This is a genomic window from Streptomyces bicolor (assembly GCF_000719285.1).
Lineage (GTDB): Bacteria > Actinomycetota > Actinomycetes > Streptomycetales > Streptomycetaceae > Streptomyces > Streptomyces bicolor.
Genome location: NZ_JOFS01000009.1, coordinates 503,603 through 521,257, shown reverse-complemented (window position 1 = coordinate 521,257; position 17,655 = coordinate 503,603). Strand labels below are relative to the sequence as shown.

General features: G+C 67.8%; 19 protein-coding genes and 1 pseudogene. 2 read left to right on the top strand and 18 right to left on the bottom strand.

Translation table 11 applies throughout. The features are described 5' to 3' along the window. The first annotated feature begins 798 nt into the window (after positions 1 to 798). The gene (locus IF78_RS0115475) at positions 799 to 1,044 is read left to right on the top strand and encodes a hypothetical protein (protein ID WP_031477218.1); all 246 of its coding nucleotides are present in this window, start codon (positions 799 to 801) and stop codon (positions 1,042 to 1,044) included. A 61-nt stretch (positions 1,045 to 1,105) separates the two neighbouring features. On the opposite strand, the gene IF78_RS45405 is transcribed toward IF78_RS0115475, so the two are convergent. From IF78_RS45405 to IF78_RS50865, 4 genes and pseudogenes are all read right to left on the bottom strand, one after another. Further along, positions 1,106 to 2,668: a pentapeptide repeat-containing protein gene (locus IF78_RS45405; protein ID WP_063762127.1), complete on the bottom strand. Its 1,563-nt coding sequence runs from the start codon at positions 2,666 to 2,668 to the stop codon at positions 1,106 to 1,108. Between the two features lie 243 nt (positions 2,669 to 2,911). Then, the gene (locus IF78_RS0115465; RefSeq protein ID WP_051827883.1) at positions 2,912 to 3,496 is read right to left on the bottom strand and encodes a hypothetical protein; all 585 of its coding nucleotides are present in this window, start codon (positions 3,494 to 3,496) and stop codon (positions 2,912 to 2,914) included. Between the two features lie 51 nt (positions 3,497 to 3,547). Continuing rightward, positions 3,548 to 4,018 (bottom strand): helix-turn-helix domain-containing protein, encoded by a 471-nt coding sequence (locus IF78_RS0115460; RefSeq protein WP_031477215.1) that lies wholly within the window; start codon positions 4,016 to 4,018, stop codon positions 3,548 to 3,550. Positions 4,019 to 4,309: 291 nt separating this feature from the next. Next, positions 4,310 to 4,450 (bottom strand): annotated as a pseudogene (locus IF78_RS50865) (hypothetical protein); the annotation flags it as partial. A 558-nt stretch (positions 4,451 to 5,008) separates the two neighbouring features. On the opposite strand from IF78_RS50865, the gene IF78_RS0115455 reads away from it, so the two are divergent. Beyond that, complete coding sequence (locus tag IF78_RS0115455) at positions 5,009 to 6,496, top strand: hypothetical protein (protein ID WP_031477214.1); 1,488 nt, start codon at positions 5,009 to 5,011, stop codon at positions 6,494 to 6,496. 127 nt (positions 6,497 to 6,623) lie between these two features. On the opposite strand, the gene IF78_RS0115450 is transcribed toward IF78_RS0115455, so the two are convergent. The 14 genes from IF78_RS0115450 to IF78_RS0115385 form a co-directional block, all read right to left on the bottom strand. Further along, entirely contained in the window at positions 6,624 to 7,151 is a 528-nt protein-coding gene (locus IF78_RS0115450) for a hypothetical protein (protein WP_031477213.1), read from the bottom strand. Beyond that, positions 7,148 to 7,729: a DUF6349 family protein gene (locus IF78_RS0115445; RefSeq protein WP_031477212.1), complete on the bottom strand. Its 582-nt coding sequence runs from the start codon at positions 7,727 to 7,729 to the stop codon at positions 7,148 to 7,150. The genes IF78_RS0115450 and IF78_RS0115445 overlap by 4 nt, the downstream gene beginning before the upstream one ends. Before the next feature lie 47 nt (positions 7,730 to 7,776). Then, complete coding sequence (locus IF78_RS0115440) at positions 7,777 to 9,429, bottom strand: DUF4192 family protein (RefSeq protein ID WP_031477211.1); 1,653 nt, start codon at positions 9,427 to 9,429, stop codon at positions 7,777 to 7,779. Beyond that, the gene (locus IF78_RS48420) at positions 9,426 to 9,953 is read right to left on the bottom strand and encodes a hypothetical protein (RefSeq protein ID WP_031477210.1); all 528 of its coding nucleotides are present in this window, start codon (positions 9,951 to 9,953) and stop codon (positions 9,426 to 9,428) included. Before IF78_RS48420 ends, IF78_RS0115440 begins: the two co-directional genes overlap by 4 nt. Beyond that, on the bottom strand, positions 9,950 to 10,960 hold the full coding sequence (locus IF78_RS0115430; RefSeq protein WP_031477209.1) for an N-6 DNA methylase: 1,011 nt from the start codon (positions 10,958 to 10,960) through the stop codon (positions 9,950 to 9,952). The genes IF78_RS48420 and IF78_RS0115430 overlap by 4 nt, the downstream gene beginning before the upstream one ends. 91 nt (positions 10,961 to 11,051) lie before the next feature. Then, positions 11,052 to 11,354, bottom strand: a complete 303-nt coding sequence (locus tag IF78_RS0115425) for a hypothetical protein (RefSeq protein ID WP_031477208.1) — start codon at positions 11,352 to 11,354, stop codon at positions 11,052 to 11,054. Between the two features lie 61 nt (positions 11,355 to 11,415). Continuing rightward, complete coding sequence (locus IF78_RS0115420) at positions 11,416 to 12,057, bottom strand: hypothetical protein (RefSeq protein WP_031477207.1); 642 nt, start codon at positions 12,055 to 12,057, stop codon at positions 11,416 to 11,418. A gap of 275 nt (positions 12,058 to 12,332) precedes the next feature. Further along, positions 12,333 to 12,983, bottom strand: a complete 651-nt coding sequence (locus IF78_RS0115415; protein WP_051827881.1) for a hypothetical protein — start codon at positions 12,981 to 12,983, stop codon at positions 12,333 to 12,335. Further along, positions 12,980 to 13,480 carry a hypothetical protein gene (locus IF78_RS0115410; RefSeq protein WP_031477205.1) on the bottom strand — a complete coding sequence of 167 codons (501 nt, stop codon included), beginning with the start codon at positions 13,478 to 13,480 and terminating at the stop codon, positions 12,980 to 12,982. Before IF78_RS0115410 ends, IF78_RS0115415 begins: the two co-directional genes overlap by 4 nt. A gap of 62 nt (positions 13,481 to 13,542) precedes the next feature. Next, entirely contained in the window at positions 13,543 to 13,884 is a 342-nt protein-coding gene (locus IF78_RS0115405; RefSeq protein WP_031477204.1) for an HU family DNA-binding protein, read from the bottom strand. A gap of 157 nt (positions 13,885 to 14,041) precedes the next feature. Continuing rightward, positions 14,042 to 14,848 (bottom strand): hypothetical protein, encoded by an 807-nt coding sequence (locus tag IF78_RS0115400; RefSeq protein WP_031477203.1) that lies wholly within the window; start codon positions 14,846 to 14,848, stop codon positions 14,042 to 14,044. A 33-nt stretch (positions 14,849 to 14,881) separates the two neighbouring features. Then, a complete protein-coding gene (locus IF78_RS43655; protein WP_037640471.1) occupies positions 14,882 to 15,292 on the bottom strand; it encodes a hypothetical protein in 411 nt (136 codons plus the stop codon). A 19-nt stretch (positions 15,293 to 15,311) separates the two neighbouring features. Then, positions 15,312 to 16,037, bottom strand: a complete 726-nt coding sequence (locus tag IF78_RS0115390) for a hypothetical protein (protein ID WP_031477202.1) — start codon at positions 16,035 to 16,037, stop codon at positions 15,312 to 15,314. 33 nt (positions 16,038 to 16,070) lie between these two features. Further along, a complete protein-coding gene (locus tag IF78_RS0115385) occupies positions 16,071 to 17,561 on the bottom strand; it encodes a DNA cytosine methyltransferase (protein WP_031477201.1) in 1,491 nt (496 codons plus the stop codon). Between the last annotated feature and the right edge of the window lie 94 nt (positions 17,562 to 17,655).

The window sequence follows — 17,655 nt, the reverse complement described above, 5'->3', positions numbered from 1 at the left end:
TTCCCGCCGCCAACACCGGGGAATGACCAACATCAACTGACGGACCGGGGGTCAGAGTTCACTGACCACCACTGGGTTCACTTTCAGAGACCGCCGACATACGAACACGAGCTTCGCCGTGTCGTTCTGCGACGAGACTCTCCTACGAACCCCGCCCAGGGCTGCCACATACACCGGGGGACACCGCCGGGACCGCTGGCCGGGCCGTCCCGGCCCCACTTCCGGCACCTGTTCCATCTCCTCGTGTCCACTGAGCGTCCACTGGATCATGCTTCTCGGCACCGCTGCGCAACTGCCAGCACCCGGACTCAACATTACAACGCCCCAGGTCAGAGCCCTGAAACCACCCCGCATGAGCCCAGCGCGGCACCTCAAACAGCACTCGTGAGCAGCGGATTCACCCCCGTGGCCGGAGATCATGACCAAGAGCCACTGCAGAGACGTTTCCGCAGGTCTGGGCCTGTTTTCTGGTGGGGCGGGTGGGACTCGAACCCACGGCCGACGGATTATGAGTCCTTTTCTGATCTTCCGATCAGTCCCTGCTCTTACCTCGTCTTTCCTATAAGCGCAGGTCAGAGGCGCTTTGCCGTTCGGGCTCTGCACCGGCCTTCCTGATCCTTCCGGGTCCTTCCGTCCCCTGCGTGTCCCCTGGCGGTCCCCGAGAGCCCTCCCGAGGGAGACATCTGGGGTGCCTGCCTAGATCGACGCAGGCTGAGCGGCGGGGAAGTCGAGGTATCGAACTCGCACGCAGCGGAGTGCCTTACCGGCGCAGCGGGTTTCCCCCTCCTGTGCCCGGAGGTGGAGCATCGCCGCCTTTCGCAGGTCAGCGGCCTGTTCCCAGAATACGACGACGCGGACGCCGCGCTGGGCTGGATGGGGCGGGTCTTCGACTTCTCGGCTTCACCGGCGCGGTCCGCTGGGCGCGACGGCTCCGAGCGCACGTTCCAGGCCGACATCTACGCCGGCCCGATGAAGATCGGCGTCAGCGGTGGCGGTACGAACGACGGCGGGAAGAACACATATCCTCGTCGTGCACGTGGATGACGCGATGCACACTTCGAGCGGGTCCACGCTGCGACAGAACCCAAGACTGGCACACCGGCGCTCACCGCCTGATCCTGCCCCGAATGGCAAGGATGGCCAGAGCCAACAGGACCGGTTCAATGAAACGAGCCGCCATCTCGATGAAAGTCCCCAGCGTGGTGAGATTCTGGCTGGGGGATCGGAAGATTGCCGCGTTGAGCGTAACGCGAATAGCTTTTTCAGTCCGGTCCCAACTGATTCGGTTCTTGCCAGTGAGAGTGAGCTCAGGGGAGGGCTGTTCGGTTTTGAGGCTGATGTTCTGGCCAGTCACCTTGCCGGTGGTCTTAGGCTGGAGTGAACCGTTCGGCAAACCCCAGAGCATCAGAGCGAGCGCCGTCACCGCCATGGCGGTAATGAGGCAGGCGAAGGCGCGCGCTGCCCGCAAGCCATACCCTGACACGAGCCAGTAGACCCCCAACAACCTGCGTTCCACCCACGGGCGCCGCTTATCCCGTTTGCGCATTTCCATTTCGCCATAATAGAAATCGGCTGCGTCAGGCTCATTTTTTGAGTCTTCGAACCCCTTGCGGAGTTGGCGATAAACCACAGAAAGGGTCTCTGGAGTGGGTTCATTGACGGGCTCTGGGTCGCCTTGCTCGTAACTCCAGCCAGGGTAGCGCCTTTTCTTCCAGCGGCCCTTAGCTGTAGCCCGCCAGCGATTCTCTTCAGCAATAGTAATCCGCTTTGACCAGCGCCGCGGTGGCCACACGCCGCAGATCCAGGTGGGGGGCCGAGAAAATTCGCAGCCCCCTTCCAGTCTGAGTTGGTCCAGATGGAATGCACCCGAAAAGGTGCACCGTTTCATATCGACATTGTTAAGAACCAGTTGAGATACGTCTGCACCCTGCAGCGACAGCAGGCACACGGCCGGGGCCGCATCGGCGCCACTCGGTGTTAGAGGGGTCTCATCCAGTCCTTCGAAGGGGCTTGGGTGCGCACTGATCGCCGTGGGTTGCGTTGGTGCAGCGTTGCTCAAGTCCACCAGTGCGTAACGCAGCCGCATGATCGTAGCTGCTTCCCAACGGGTTCCCTGGCAAAGGACACTATTAGCGGCCGCTTCAATCGTAAGTGGCGCCAGGAACAACGCCCCGGTGAGCTCAAGCTCGGCGGCGCGCAACGGCCCGAGTCGCGACGATGCCCGGAACGTTGCACCGTTGAAGCGAGCAGCGTGATTGAATGTCACGTCGTCGAATCGGACGTTGCGCATGAACTCGGACTCGGAGAACCTGGCATCGCCACCTTTGAATCTCGCTCCCGAGAATCTGACAAGGCCAGCAAATTTTACATTCTCGAACCATGCGGACTGAGAGAACACGGCCCTGGAGAATAGGGCGTCACCGGTAAATTCGGCCCCAGTGAATGCAACGTCGCCGCTGAAGTCTACTTTGCTGAAGTCGGCAGCGCCCGCGAATTTTGCGCCATTGAATTTTGCATTATGGAGATGCGGCCTGCCATCAACTTGAAGCTTTTCAAGCAGCCTGCCGAGAAGTGATTCAGTGAATTCGACGCCACGATAGTCTGCAGTATGCCCCGGCCCCAGGTTGTCGAAGTAACTCTGGGCAGATGTCGTGTCGAGGTGTGCCAAGCATGTGCTCTGGCCAGAGATTTTGATGCCTCGGCAGCCGACCGGATCGGCATTTGATCGCCCGTTGCCGCAATGCGGCCACGAGGGGGTAGTTTTCGAGGCGGAAGAGTCGTGTGTCACGACATCGGCACCCTAAAGGCCGTACCTGCGGTTGGTGCCGGCAACACGCGTGTTGAGCGGCCACACCACGCAGATGGATCAAGGACGCCCCGGCAGCAGGAACCCTTAAGGGAAAGCCGATAGTTAGCGCACGCGGAACTGGCGCAACGCGTCAGCCGCCTCTCGAGCGAAGTTTGGAGCCTTCTCCTCAAGCTTGCCCAGGATGTCCTCGGCCGAGAGTCGGTCTCCCGCCCCACCCCTGGCTGTCTCCGCTGCCTGCGCCTCAACCGCCGATAGGACTTTGGATGGGGTCCAGTTGAGGCGATCCACCAGGAAGTCATCGGGCGAGTAGAGCGCCAGGCTGAAGGGTTGACGCGAGGGCTCCGGGAACGACCCGGGGTCCGTTGTCACGACGCCATTCGCGTTGGAGGCAACCGCCGCTGCCAGGACATGCCGGTCCTGCACATTGTTGGTCATCGCAGACTCGTGCCGCTCCCATCCGGTGACCATCGCGTCGTCACCGAACCTCGACTGGATGCTCTTGTTGATTTGCTCTAGCCGAGCACGATCCGCGAGAGGGTTCAGCTGGCAGGCTTCCTGCAGCGCCTCCGCCCAGATGCGTTCTGTCCACAGTGGCCGATAGGTCACGTACGCAGCCAAGTGAAGCAGTGCGTTGCGCAGGTGGCCCGGAACCAGCGTGCCGGCATCAAGGATGACCGAATAGCTCACATACCAACACTAATGTCATGATCCCGGGGCGTCCTCTCGACGTGCCTCCGCTCAGTAAAGCCCCTGTTCAGCCTCTTCGGCAGCAACATCACCCAGGAAGGCATTCAGCTCCGCAGTACGCCCCGCTTTGAACTCAAGCACATCCCGAAGCCGAAGCTTGCGGTGCTGGCCTGGCCTCTCGTAGCTGAGGCGCCCCTCCTCGAGCCACCGCACTACGGTCATCCTGGAAACACCCAGGATGTTCGCAGCCTCCTGAGTCGAAAGCCAAGTCTCATGTGGGTTCACTGTCACGGACAGCCCTTGGTTGATGGTGTCGGCGACAAGCTTGAGAATGCTGAAGGCCTCGTCCGGGAGCTTGATCTCTTCCCCGGAAGGAGTGATCAGGAGCGGTACGCCGCCACCAGTGCTCGCAGCGGTGGCTTCGAGCGCATCCCCAAGATCCGACCACAGCTCCGTGGTCTCGCGATCTTCAGCAGCGGGCGGGAGCACCACTTGGTCATGGACTCTAGCCTCGGTAGTCATGGCGCCCCTCCTCTCTCTCGTCGCTCTTCCCGCAGCATAGCCGAAACGCTCAAGACGCACATCGCGTTCCGATTACAGTCTCGCTTGATCGTCTGGCGGGCGGCCTCTGTGAAGAACCGCCGCCGATGGAGATGCCTTCCAGTCCGCAGCGGAGGATCGAATTAGTTGAGGAGCGTCACACATTGTGAGCACTCATGGACCTTCACCATCACCGACGGTTAGGGCTACCGGTGGCCTCCGAGCTGTCAGTCCTCCTGTGTGTCGGTGCGCTCGGCCTGCACCAACCGTTTGTCACGGGCCTATAGGGCGATGGCCAGAGCCTTCCGCGTCTACTCCGCTGTTGATGGCGTCGTGGATGATCTCGGCCATATGGTGGTCCGGGTTTGCGGTCAGGGCCTCCCTGAGCACGAGGCGCGCGACGGGGAGATCGCCTTGTCGCCAGGCGAATCAGGCCAGGACTGTGAGGGCCGGGACGGTGCGTCGGTGTAGGGGCGGGAGGCAGCGGCGGGCGAGGAAGGCCCATAGACGTCGGGCGTGGGGAAGGTCGTCGTCCTCGGCGCGCGCCATGCCAGCTTCCACAGCGTCGTCGCCTTGCAGACCGACGATCAGCTGCGTGGTCAGGGGCAGCGAGGTCGCTGGTCACCGCTGCGCGTGGGCGGTACCCCGAACACAAGAGCAGCGGAGCGGCACACCGGCCAGAGGGACACCGCCCTCCTCGCCCGAAGGTGGAGCCGGGCGGCATCTGCGCAGGTTAGCCGCCTCATATCAGCCTATCGCGCATGGTCTCCATTCGATTGCCCAAGGCCGCTTCCGCCTACTGGGTCTAGCGGTAGAACTCGGCGATGCACCCGTCTCTTTCCTGCCAACAGGGCCGCAAGCACTGTCACTCCAGACCCGAAGCGCCGCGTGGTCGGTTCGTCCTCTCCGACTCTCGCGGTCGGGCGGACGGCCGCTCTTGTGACCCGCCTCGTCCCCTTGTGAACTTGTGGCATGTATCGCTGGAAGGCGTTGAACGATCGACAACTCACGCTCCTCAGGAGCATTGCTGGCGGCGAGGATCCCGGCGCTCAGGATCCGGGTATGCGGCGGTCAACCTATGCGCTGCGCGATCGGGGTCTCGTGACGGTGAGCCGCCGGGGTGGCGGCTGGCGGGCGGAAGTTGCTGAGGCAGGGCGGTTCTACCTGCAGCACGGTCATCATCCGGAGCATCCGGCACACGGCCGCACGGCTGCTGGTGAGTCGAAGGCACCGGTGACCGTGACGAAGGGCGGGGTCCGCGGCTCCACGACAACGGCGACAGCTCATGGGAGCAAGCCGGTGACCACCCATAAGAAGCAGCCAACGCCGTACAGCGAAAGGCCCATCCCCGTCGCACGCCGCGCAAAAGCGACCAAGCTCGTGGAGCGATTGGTCGCCGAGCGCCATGTGGTCATATCAGAGCCTGATGAGGATGAGATCACCGAGTGGCGACGTGTCATCGACTTCGCCAAGCGGCACAAACTCGCGCCGGCGGGCAAGCGCATCGAGAAGCAGCGACTGTGGAACGCGGGCCGTGATCTGCAAATCTCGTTGGTAGACGGCCCACATGCCAACTCTGGGCGGAGGTCCCCAGAGGAGAACCCGCGGGTTTCAGTCCCCGGGCAGTTGCGCTCGCCGCACCGCGTCGTGGCGGCCTTGCGAGACAGCGAGCGCCGGCTTCTTATGCCGCCCTCTCTGCGTCGCCGTGCTTTGCTGCTGCTGCAAGGGATCGCAGCAGAGGCGGAACGCCGGGGATACAAGGTACGCGAGCAGCGGGTCCCTGAACGTGACCACCGTTCAGCGCACTATTACAACGGCCGGTACTTCCCCGCGAGTTGTCGGGAAGGGGTGCTGGAGATCGTTATCGACGGCTTCACGAGCTGCGTCACTATCAAGCAGGAGTTTCCCCAGTCTGCTGATCCAGACCGCTCTCAGCAGCTCGCTCTGGACATCGGGTACAGCCGGTCCAAGAGGCAGCACCACTGGGGCGACCGCAAGCGGTCGAAACTCGAGGACGTCCTCGGGATCGTGCTCCGGGAACTGGAGACTCGCGCGGTCGAGGAGCAGCAGAGGAAGCTGGATGAGGAACGCGCGACGGAAGAGCGCCGCATCAACTGGGAAGCGGCCATGGATACCGCCAGAGAGAAGGCTGCTCAGGCTCGCTTCGCAACGATTCTCCGTGAGCAGGCAAGGCAGTGGCAGGATGCGGATGCGCTCCGCCAGTACTGCGACGCTCTGGAACGCAGGATCAATGTAGCGGTGGAGGAGGACGTCGACGTTGAATCGGCTCGTGTCTGGTTGCGGTGGGCGCGCGACTACGCGGAGACCCTCGACCCGCTGACACAACTACCGACCATGCCGTCCGGGCTGACGTTCGAGCCGGAAGATCTCAAGCCGCACCTCAACGGGTGGAGTCCCTACGGTCCGGAGGCGCACGCATCGGCTTGGAGCACTTTCTGAGGGGAGGCGTGCCTCGCCTTTGTGTAGTGCGAGCATCGCTAGTCGCACTCCTGACCGATGCGACAGGGCCGCGCCGTCTGCACCCGAGAGCGCGGCCCTGTCTGCGGTGAGCAGCCTCGTTGCGAGGTCACTCCGGGATGCTTCCTCCTCCTGGTGTTGCGAAGTCGACGCCTGATGCGCCTTCCGTTTGTTCGAGGTGGTGCACTGCAGCGATCTCTGCGGCGAGCGCCTGCCGAGCCTGCCTGAGGCGTTCGCGGTGCTTCCTCAGTGCCTGTTGGGTGCGCGCGAGGGCCTTTGCTTGACGTGCCTCCAGCTCAGTGAGCCGGGCTATCTGCCGTTCGGAGTGAGCAATCTCGTCTGATCGCAGAAGGGTCGTGGGCCGGCGGGCGGCCGGTCTACGGGCTGGCGTGCGTTCCTTGTTCATCTGTGCGTGGGCGAAGGACAGGAACTCGTCGCGGGGGATGTACTTCACACGCCTGTCGCCGATACCCGTCAGCAAGACGATCTTCGGGAAGGTTGCGTGGCGCTTGGCCCAGTTGCTGACGGTGGAGCGAGTGACGCCGACGAGGGCTGCTCCGGCGGCGAGGTTGATCAGTTCGTCTTCGCGTCCCTTGTACTCGGGTCGGAGCCACGTGACGGACTTGGGGTCGCTCACGCCGCCTCGCTCTCGTGGTGCTCCGGGAGCAGCGTTTCGGTGATCGCTGTCCGATGCTCCGTCCTTGGCGGTTGTACGGCGAGGTCGTAGCCGCCTCCGGGCGCTTTGCCGGGCAGGTGCCGTTTCTCGATTCCTGTGCGGATGGTGCGCACGGGCCCGCCTGTGTCGAACCAGCCCTTCGGGTACAGGTGCGTGGCGTGGGTGGTCCAGTGCCGGCTTCGGCGTTCGGGAAGCGCCGGGAGGTCGCGCCATCCCTCATGGGTGTGGTCGTGGGCGTCTTCGACGGCTTGGTCGGTTCGTCGGCGGCCGGGGCCTTCCCACGTGCAGGCGAGGCAAGCGCCCCGGTGGAGGTAGGGCCAGATGTCGCCGGATCCGTCCGGGGCGAGGCGGCCCCAGTTGCGGACGAGGGCGGTGGGCTGGTGGTCGGTGGTCGGTTCGGGCGGCGTGTGATGGGTGAAGCCTGGGTGTCCCCAGGCGATGCGCCAGCGGTCGCGGCTGTTGCTGTTCTTGTCGCGGTAGTGGGGCAGGTAGTCGGTGTGGCGTGCGACGGCGCCACAACGTTCGTCAGGCGTGGTCATGAGGTGGGTCTCCAGGGGCCCAGCGGTTGCCGGGGTCACGGTGTTGGTCAGGGGGTGTCGAGGTCGGGTCGGCTTGCGGCGAACTCCGCCGCCGCGTCGCGGTACGTCGCCAGGAGCCGGGCCGGGTCGCACTGCATGCGGATGCCGTCGAGCAGCAGCTTGGCCATCGTGTAGCCGGGGTAGATGTCGAGGGCTTCGGCGAAGGCGTGGCTGGCGGTGACGGTGTCGCCCTGTCGCCAGGCGACCCAGCCGAGGAGGGTGAGGAGCGGGGGTGCCTTTCCGGTGTGCGGCGGCACGCAGCGCCGGGCGATGTAGCCCCACAGTTGCCGCTCGTAGGGAAGGTCGCTCTCTTCGCCGGTGGACAGTGCGGCGTCCCTGGTGTGCGGGTCTTGCAGGCCGAGGATGATGCGGGCGGCGATCTCGTCTGTGAGCTGGGGTCGGCCGTTGCGGAAGTCGACCAAGGCTCCGTTGATGAGGTCGATGGTGCCGTGGCGGGCGAGGAGCCGTTCCTCTTCGCTGAGGACCTGGTCGTAGTGGTGGCTGGTTGCGGCGTCGAGGGCTTCGCGGTAGCGCACCGCGGTGGTGTCGGTGGTGGTGGGGCGGTATTCGCTGGCGACCTGGACAGCGTGCTGGAGGTGTGCCGCGCGGTGGGCACGGCCCTCGCGGGCGGAGGCTAGCCAGTCTCGGGGGTCTTCGCCGTCGATGGTGCCGAGGTGTATGCCGGTGGCCAGCTCATGGTGGGGGTCCATGGTGATGGCGTCGCGCAGGGCCAACCGCGCGGCGATGAGGTCGCCTTGCCGCCAGGCGACGAATGCGAACAGCGTCAGGATGGGCACGGCCTCCTGCGTGAACGGTTCGGCGCAGTGCCGGGCAAGGTAGGCCCACAGGCGTCGGGCGTGGGGAAGGTCGCCGTCCTCCGCGCGGGCCACGCCGGCCTCCACGGCGGCGTCGTCCTGAAGTCCGACGATGAGCTGCGTGGTCAGAGCGCGGCTGAGGACGGTCGCCCCGTCACGGAACCGGCTCACGGCGGCGTTGATCTGCTCCAACGTCAACGCGAGCGTGGCGTCGCGTCCAGCGTTGGTCGCGCACCGGGTGTTGAAGTGGTTGGCGGCGGTGTGCAGGTCCTTGAGGAAGTCGGGATCGGCCGTGACCGCCCGGAACTCCTTGATGATGTCGCGGGTGCGGGGGCCGGGAGTGCGCCCGAGGCGGGTCATTTGCGCGACAACGCTGGTGGGATCGTCCGGCGACGGGAGCGGTTCGCCCTCGCAGCACCCGTCGCTGTCGCACTCGTAGGCCCACCACCGGTTCGCGACGAGACCGATCGTCTGGAGGACGGTGGCGCGGTGCTCCGTGAACTCGTTGGTGAGCCAGGTGCCGATGGGGGCGAGGAGGGCGGCGGTCTCCTCGGGGCTCTGGCCGAGGCGCGGTTCGCGGCAGAGGTAGATGATGACGCCCTGGGCGGGGTCGTGCCCCCGGTCGTGGGCGTAGGCCACGAACTGGCGCGCAGCGTTCTCGGCAGTGGCCTGCCACTCGGCGGTGTCCTCGGGGAGGGGGCACGTCATGGTCGGCCCGTCATGGAAGTTCGGGCCGGGGACGTGGAGCGCGATGCTGTCGTCCGGGTAGTGGCCCAGGAGGTACGGCAGGATCTGGGCGAGGTTGGGCAGGCTGGTGACCTGCACGGCGTTGTCGGACGCGCTCACTTCTGGGTTCCTTCCTTCTGCAATGCGGTGTCGGGCTGCCCGATGCGGGCGGGCGGAGCGGGGGCAGGTATGCCGCGTGGCTTGTTCGTGAGGGCTGGGAGCAGCCGTTCGCGCACGAGCGCGGCGAGGTCTGCAGCCAGGGCTTTGCTGATGCGGGTGGTCAGGACGGCGTGCCAGGTGCGGCCGGGCTGGAGCCGGGCGTCGTTGGCGGCTTGTGCTTCGGCTTGCTCGATGTCGGTGCCGTCGGGGATCGGCGGCAGGTCGGGGCCTGCGGTGATCCAGGTCTGGATGGCGAGGCCGCGGGGCTGGACGCGGAGGCCGATGCGGTGGCCGTCGGGGTGCTGGTAGGCGGCGGTGCGGTCGGGAGTGTCGGTGTCCTTCTTGCTCCACGGCGGGTCGAGGGTGGGGGCGAGCTGGTCGAGGGGCGGCAGGTCGATCTCATCGCGGGGGCCGGCGAAGGCCGGGCGTCGGCGGCGCGGTGCCGGAGTAGTGCGTGGTCGGTCGAAGGGGTCGGGTTCGGTCACGCGGCGTTCTCTTTGCTGGGCATGAGTTCGTCGAGGAGGGCGAGGGCGCGGCGGTGGGCGATGATCGTGGAGGCGGTCTCCATGTACCGGTCGCGCTGCTCGAAGGCTTCTTTGGCTTCGGCGCGGGTCTTGGCGTAGTCGTCTTCCGGTGCGAGAGAGTCGGCGCAGCCGATGAGGCAGCGTGGGCCGAGGTCCCAGATGATCGCGTTGACGGCGGCGCACCCAGCGGACAGCGAGTCGATGTCGTTGCCGTACCAGTGGAAGTCGTGCGGGTTGAGGCCGAGGTCGCGCAGGCGTTGGGCGACGGAGCGGAACATCGTGCCGGAGCCGACGGCGGGTTCGCGGAAGGACATGCCTGGCTTGGCGAAGTCCTTGTCCACGGTCATGTTGGCCATCAGGTCGGTGACGCACGCCGGCGTGTGGTACTCGCCGCGCCACTTCTTGTCGCTCTTGTGGCGAAGGCCGGTGAGCAGGGGGCTGAGGACGTCGGCTTCGGAGCGTTGCCAGGGGTCGTCGTGGCCGGTGAGGTCCATCAGGCCGGTGTTGATGGCGGCGCGGGTGACAGCGTGGACGGCGCGGAGCTGCTGCTTGTCGGGGGCGGGGTTCCAGGCCCAGTCGTGGAGGCGTATCGCGCGGTTGATCAGGTCGGGGCGCTTGATCCAGTGGCCTAGGTAGATCTCCTTGAGGAACTGCGGGAGTTGTTCGGGCTGGAGGTTGAGCACCCAGTCCGCCAGGCCGGGGACGTTGCGCAGCAGGGAAAGCCCGGCGACGGTGCCGAGGGGGACGTCGATGCTGCTGCCGCCGAAAGACTGGTACCAGGCGTCGAGGACGTTCTCCGCGATCTTGCGGGCGTGCTCGTGTGGGTCGCGTGGGGCGGCGTAGCGGCGGGCGGTGATCTTGCCGGTGGGGCGGGCCGTCGGCTTGGGCGGGGGCTTCTTCGCCCAAGCCGGCGCGGGCCGCGCGGCGGTGGCCGGAGTTGCCGCGCGGGGCAAGAAGTCGTCGGACATGGCTGCGGATTCCTTTCTGCGGGCGCGCATGGGGCCGCCCCGGTGCGCTGGGCGCGGCCGGGGCGGCGTGTGGATGGGGTGGGGAGCGGGATCAGCTGGTCTGCTGGAGGTCCCGGAGGGTGGCGAAGATGCCGCGGACCTCGACGTCGTAGGCAGCGGCGGGGTAACCGGCTTGACGCAGGCCGTTGATGAGGAACATCAGGGCCGCCTCGTCGGTCTCCATGTCCTTGATGAGCTGGTCGAAGCTGGTGTCGCGCAGCTCTTCGGGGCGGTGCTCGTAGCCGATGCGCAGGGTCTCCTCGATCTCGGCGAGGGTCGCGGCGGTCTGCTTGTCGGTGAGGCCGAGCAGCGTGGCCCAGGCCGCCAGGGTCGCGTCGCCAACGGGGAGCTTCACGGGCTGATGCCTTTCTGGTGGGCCGTGCCCGGCCGCAGGGGGCGGCCGGGCACGGGCGGGGTCAAGAGGTGGGGTCGGTGGGGAAGGGGTTGTCCCGGTGGTCGGGGTGGCAGGCGGCGTACAGGCCGCCGGGGAGGCGTTCGGTGATGACGCCCCATCCGGCCCAGCGCATGACGGCGAGGTAGCCGAGCTCTCCGCCTGCGAAGCCGGTGCGGCCCTTGGCGCCAGGGTCGGGCGCGATGAACACCCAGCCGGGCAGTTCTCCGGTGTCGTCGGGCAGGACCTGGAAGCCGGGGCGGAGTTCGTGGACGCCGTCGGTGTGGATGGGCGGCAGTCCGGCGGCGGTCAGGATGCGTACGGCGGCCTGGACGTGCGGGTGGCCATGGCATTCGGGCGGGGTGCCGACGCCGGTGTGGATGGGCCGCTGGTACGGGAGGCGGCCTTCGGCGGCCTTGTAGATGTCCATCAGGAGTTGGGCGTCGTCGCGGCGGCCGGCGTGGCGCATGGCGAGGTTCGCGACGATGGCGATGGAGTGCCGGTCCTGGGTGAACAGGCGGCGGAACTGGTCGAGGGTCATGCCGGTCGTCACTTGCACGCGGGCGAAGGTGCGTGAGGCGAAGCGGACAGCGTGGGCGACGTGTTCGGGGTCGAGCCCTATTTCGCGGGCGAGTTGCCGGACTCCGGGCGAGTAGGTGTCGGTCATGGGTTCTCCAAGAGGCGCTTGCGCGTATGGGTGCGCCCCCGGCGGTTGGCCGGGGGCGCGAGGTGCTGCTGGGGTTCGGGGATGGTTAGCGGCGTCCGCCGCATCCGGCGTGGCCGCAGCCGCCGCAGAAGCCACCGCTGTTGCACTCGCAGCCGCATCCGTGGTTCTGGATTTCCATTCCAATTCCCCTTCCTCTTCGGGCATTTCCCGAATTCCTTACTTATATCTTAATGGCAGATACCCCAGAAGCAAGGTATGGCCAACCGAATGCGCATTTAATTTCCGCAATTCAATTCCCAATCTGCGGCTGCCGGAATGAGATCGGGCCAGCGGACGGCCTCCAGCGCGCGGCGGTGCGAGTCGGGCACGGGCACGGTCGGGTAACCGAGCCAGTCGAGTCCCATCGCAGCGAGGATCGTGGCGTCCGCCTGGTCGTAGCGGCCCGACCCTTCACACGGGACGCCGTACCGCTCGACGGCCACCGAGCGCACCATGCCCTTCGCGACGCGGGCCCGGTCCTTGCGCGGGAAGTCCTGCGCCGGGTTGGCCCGACCGGTCGCGTAGATCGTGCGCCCGTGCGGGGTCACGACGGCGTACGGGATGCTGTGGCGCCACAGGTACTGCGTGACCAGCCACCACAGCCCGGCCAGCTCGTGGTGCCCGGCCTGCCCACCCTGGGCGTACGCGGCGCCCTCGACGACCACCAGGTCCGCGCCGTCCTTCACGCTCAGCGCGATGGCCGTGACCAGCCAGTCCAGCCGCTCGTGGCTGCGGCGGCGGCCGGGCCGGTAGGCGCGCGCCCAGTCCGTTCCCGCGATGCCGGTCGAGGTCAGCGACAGGTCGAGGCCGACAACACGCGGCTGCCACTCCCCCTTCTCCTGGACGCTCGGCAGGGTCACCGGGGCGCTTTGGAGTTCGGCGGTCACCGATCACCCTCGCCGGTTGCCGCGCGATGGTCGGTGATAAGCCGGTTGGCCTCAGCCACGGCCGCAGTCTTGGCGCGGGCCGTCCACTCGCCGTCGTAACTGCCGGGCGGCCCCCACAGATACCAGCCGGTGTCGTGGTAACCGTCCTTCGGATTCCTGCGGCGGTAGCTCAGTTCCCACCAGCCGTCGCGCCAGCGCCACAGGCGCTTCGCGTCCGGGTCGGGCACCCAGCCGGCACGCTCGGCCAGGGCCTGGAGACGCGCCACGTCGGTGCGCAGCATCGCCGCTTCGGCGGCGGCGTCCAGGTCGCGCGGAGCGGTGCACTCGCCGCCGCCCGCCTGATGCCCGGGCGAGGAGGGGCGAAGGCCAAGCTGCCGCACGGCCTCGTCCCTCTGTCGCGCGACGCGCCGTAGCAGACGGGCCGCGCCAACCATGCACCGCTCCTCCAGCCACTTCGCCGTGGCATCGATCTCGACGCCCACGGAACGGTCGTTCATCTCGAACTCCTTCGGCGGTGCCGTCCCGGCGTGCGCCGGGACGGCACCTGGTGTGCAACGGGTTACGGGCGGGCGACCTTGGGGGTCTTGGGGTCCTTCTGGATGCAGTTGCCGGACTCGGGCATCGCCCGGCGGCCCGCGACGAGGTCCTGGAACCGGGCGCCGGGACGGAACTTCACGACCCGGCGCTCGGCGACCTCCACCGGCTCACCGGTCTGCGGATTGCGGGCGGTACGGGCCGGGCGCACCTCGGGGGTGAGGCTGCCGAAGCCGGTGACTGAGACGACCTCACCGGCGGCGACGGCGCGGACCATCGCGTCGAGCGCGGCCTCCACGGCGTCAGCCGCCTGAGCGCGGTTGCCAGTCACCTTCGCCACGGCCTGGATGAGCTGAGCCTTGTTCACGGGGCTTTCCTTTCGATTCGGCTGGGCCACAGGAGTCGAGGGACGGGCGCGCCACGCGGCGGGCCACGGGTTCAGTCCGTAGCCGGGGTCCGCGACGTGGTCGCACATCGAAGCGCGAGAGCACGCGCGTTTATTCATGAATGTCACCTATCTCGCGTTAGTCGGGCAGGCGGACGAGAAACTTGCCGACCGCGAGCACCTGGGAGATGGGCAGGGCGACGGCCGCGTAGTCGGCCGAGATCAGCCGCGGCTCCTCACCGGGGCGGGGCCGGGCGGGCACGACCCAGGCCGTACCCGTCCAGTCCGCGTAGCGCGCCCCGACCTCGAGGAACTGCCCGGCGAAGAGGAACAGGCGGGTGCGCAGCGACGAGGACCATTCTTCGCCCGGCACCGGACCGTCCCCGTGCGGGGTCTGGAGGCCGAGGAAGTCGGGACCGGCGGTCACCAGGGTGCCCGCAGACCCCAGGGAGCGGAACTCGATCGCCTCGCCTTTGCCGCCGGCGTTGAGCCACTGGGACAGGTCGTCGGCGCTCAGCTGCACGTGCCGACCGTGCAGCGCGCCGTGGTCGCGGGCGTCGAGTACCAGGCGCAGCAGGGCGCGCCAGGGCAGGCGGCCGACGTGGGGTGCGGCGGGGATGGTGAGCTGCGCGACGCCCTCGGTGAAGCGGAGCAGCCGGTGGCCGCCGCTGGTGACGTGCTCGACGGTGACGGTGTCGGACGACTCCAGCCAGCCGCGCAGCGCGGCGGCGTCGTCGTAGCCGACAGGGGCCGTCCACACGGCGCCCGCGACGGGAGTGCGGGCGACGGCGAGCGTCCGGTCGCTGCACGCGACGACGTGGAGGTGGCCGGGAGTGCAATCGAGGATCAGGGCGTCGAGGTCATTGGCGTCCTCGACCGCCCGGAAGCGGTGCGGGGCGGCCTGGTCGAGGATCGCTGCCAGGTCGCGGGCCTTGATGGTGAACATGTCGTGTCTCCGCAGGAGTTGTAGAGGTGATGATCAGGCGCCGGAGGCGCGCTTGCGGGCCCGGCGGGCTTGCTGGGCGAGCCGTCCAGCCTCCAGGCACAGGGAGCAGGCGCGCTCTCCGCGCCGGTTGTGGGCACGGGCACCGGCTTCGGTGCCGTGGGTGATCGGGCGTCGGCCGCGCTCGCGTAGTTCGACGGGCTGAGCACCCTCGCAGGTCGCGAGGACCTGGCCGTTGCGCCAGAGCCGCCCGCCGCACACGCCGTCGAACAGGCTCGTGCTCGGCATGACCAGGTCGATGCACTGCGACCGGAACGGGCAGCCCTGGCAGGCCGCGAGGAGGGAGAGGACCAGCGGCTCCGTCGGGGCCTCGGCTGCCGTCTCCTCGGACGTGAAGCGGGCGTCCCCGGCGCAGGGGGCCTGGGCGACCCACCCGTTGCCGCTCATCTGCTCCTCCTCCCGTGCGCTAGGCGCTCGGCGGCAGCGGCAACAGGCGGACCTGATCGCTGACGCTGGAGCCATGGGGATGGGCGAAGCCGCTCGGGACCGGCATCAGGTGACGGTCGGCCAGTGGCGGGAGGAGGAAGACCTGTGCCACGAGGCGCGTGAGGGCGTCGTCGCACGCGTTACTGAGCCGGGGCCGGACTACAGGGGCGGGGGCGTCACTGTCCGCCTGCTCCTCGATGACCCCGACGACACGGCCCCCGCCTGCGCGGCCGTCCACGATGACCGCCGTCGCCGCAGGGTGGTGCCCGCGTATCAGCTCGGCCACGCGGGCCGCGCGGTCGACCGGGGGCAGCTCCAGAAGCCAACTGCCGTCTATGCCCGTGTTGCGGTGCACGAGCGCCCAGGCCGGTGAAGTCGGGGGCAGGAGCGCGTACTCGACGTCCAGGGTGATGTCCGAGTCGATCTCGTTGAGCGGATGCCCGGCCTGGGTGCCGTCCCACAGCCAGGGGCACGCTCCCAGCGGGCTCGGCTGCTCGCCGAGCACGCCGTAGACGGTGACGGCGTGGTCTTGGCCGCTGCGGTCGAAGGCCACGTAGACGGCCTCGGGGCAGCGGGCACGGATCTTGGCCGCGAGGTGATCGATGATGGCCAGGCAGTGGGCTTGCTCGGCTCGGCGGAGTGCGAGCGACAGTTCCTCGCGCTGCTGAGCCAGGATGGCCACCTGGTCGTGTGCTGCCGGTGTCATGGCAGGGGTGTCCCTTCTTCTTGGGGGATGGGGTCAGGCGAGAACGGGCTTGAGGCGTTCGCCGATCCACCGGGCGACGTTGACGCTGACCGCGTTGCCGGCCTGCTGGGTCTGGGCGGCCTTGGTGCCGACGACCTCGTACGTCTCGGGGAACCGCTGGGCCGATAGCTGCTCGCGGGGCTGCAACATGCGGAAGTAGCAGTCCTCGATAGCGGGCGCGGTCCGCACGATGGCCGCCGAGTCGCGGGTCGACAGGGTGTGCAGCGGCTCGCGCGCGGTCTTCGGCGCGGCCTTGCGGTACGGGATCACCAACGTGTTGCGGGCCCGGGTGCGGACGTTGCCGTCGGGCACGACCAGGCCGTGGTGGCGGGCCGTGGCGATGGTGCTCAGCGGGGCGTCGATCGGCGCGGCGTCGCAGTTGTTGCGGAACTCCACGATGAACGGGTCCACCGTGACGAGGGCCTCGCTCTCCCGGGTGGTGCGGGTGCGCATCGGCTCCTCGATGGGCGAGGCCGTGTCGTTCCACGAGCCGCCCACCGGCACCAGCAGGGCCTCACCGAGCTTGGCCGTGCGGGTGGGCAGCGGCCGGGTGTGCGGGGCGAACGCGCGGTCGGTGCCGTCCTTGCCGTGCGTGAGGGTGACTAGGGACGGCTCGTAGGGGAATTTCGCCAGTCCGGCCGCGATGCGGCGCATGGTGTTCGGCACCAGCGGGCGGGCGCGTTCCCCGATGCGCTGGCCGATGTCGTCCCACATGATCACGTCGGAGGCGGGCCGGACGTATGGCTCCACCAGCGCGTGGCCACACCGGCTGTTCGGGCAGCGGTAGTCGTACTGCTGCTGGTACTTGCCGACCTTCACCCGCGAGTCGCGCCAGCTCTGGCGCGCCTTGACGTCCCGCCCGCACTCGAAGCAGTACGCCAGCGGGCGCGGGGCGAGGTCGGGGCGGCGGATCCCGGTGAGGGTGAAGACCAGGTATACGCGGTCGCGCCATTGCGGGGCGTACGGATTGGTCTCCGTCCCGATGTGCGCGGAGGACACGGAGACGATCTGGACGCGGTAGCCGAGCTTCTTCATGGCGCGGATCCACTCGGGGAACAGCAGCCAGTCGGTGATGAACTCGACGACGTTCTCCACGACGACGCACGGGAACCGCTTCGCCTCGGCTGCGCGCAGCACGCACCACGCGGTCACCCGGGTCATCTCGAAAGCCTCGGGCGGCAGTTCGCGCCACAGCTCCTCTTCCTCGAACAGCGCGTCCTGCACCGGGTCGGGTCGCTTCTTCCCGCCGGCGGGGCTGACTTCGGTGCAGATCACCGAGGCCCACAGCACGAGAGCCTTCGGGAGCCACCGCATGGGGTAGTTCTGGATGTCGGCGCAGCGCGCCGCCGCATTCGGGTGGTTGAGCCCGAACGTGTCGACGGCGGTCTGCCAGTGGTTGATGCCGAGGATGGGGTCGAAGCCGGCTTCCAACAGGCCGGTGGCGTCTCCGCCCGCTCCGCAGAGCAGGTGGATGGATCGGGGCACGGTCTAAGGTCTCCAAGAGGCGGGGCCGCCCGGCCCGGATGGTGGGCCGGGCGGCCGTGGTCAGGACTCGTCGGAGGCGCGTAACGCGCGGTGG

Excerpts from the sequence above, each read along its gene's own strand:
- IF78_RS0115430 (WP_031477209.1), bottom strand. The coding sequence starts at position 10,960 with ATGTCCGACGACTTCTTGCCCCGCGCGGCAACTCCGGCCACCGCCGCG.
- IF78_RS0115400 (WP_031477203.1), bottom strand. The coding sequence starts at position 14,848 with ATGTTCACCATCAAGGCCCGCGACCTGGCAGCGATCCTCGACCAGGCC.
- IF78_RS43655 (WP_037640471.1), bottom strand. The coding sequence starts at position 15,292 with ATGAGCGGCAACGGGTGGGTCGCCCAGGCCCCCTGCGCCGGGGACGCC.
- IF78_RS0115445 (WP_031477212.1), bottom strand. The coding sequence starts at position 7,729 with ATGACCACGCCTGACGAACGTTGTGGCGCCGTCGCACGCCACACCGAC.
- IF78_RS0115390 (WP_031477202.1), bottom strand. The coding sequence starts at position 16,037 with ATGACACCGGCAGCACACGACCAGGTGGCCATCCTGGCTCAGCAGCGC.
- IF78_RS0115420 (WP_031477207.1), bottom strand. The coding sequence starts at position 12,057 with ATGACCGACACCTACTCGCCCGGAGTCCGGCAACTCGCCCGCGAAATA.
- IF78_RS0115455 (WP_031477214.1), top strand. The coding sequence starts at position 5,009 with ATGTATCGCTGGAAGGCGTTGAACGATCGACAACTCACGCTCCTCAGG.
- IF78_RS0115410 (WP_031477205.1), bottom strand. The coding sequence starts at position 13,480 with ATGAACGACCGTTCCGTGGGCGTCGAGATCGATGCCACGGCGAAGTGG.
- IF78_RS0115460 (WP_031477215.1), bottom strand. The coding sequence starts at position 4,018 with ATGACTACCGAGGCTAGAGTCCATGACCAAGTGGTGCTCCCGCCCGCT.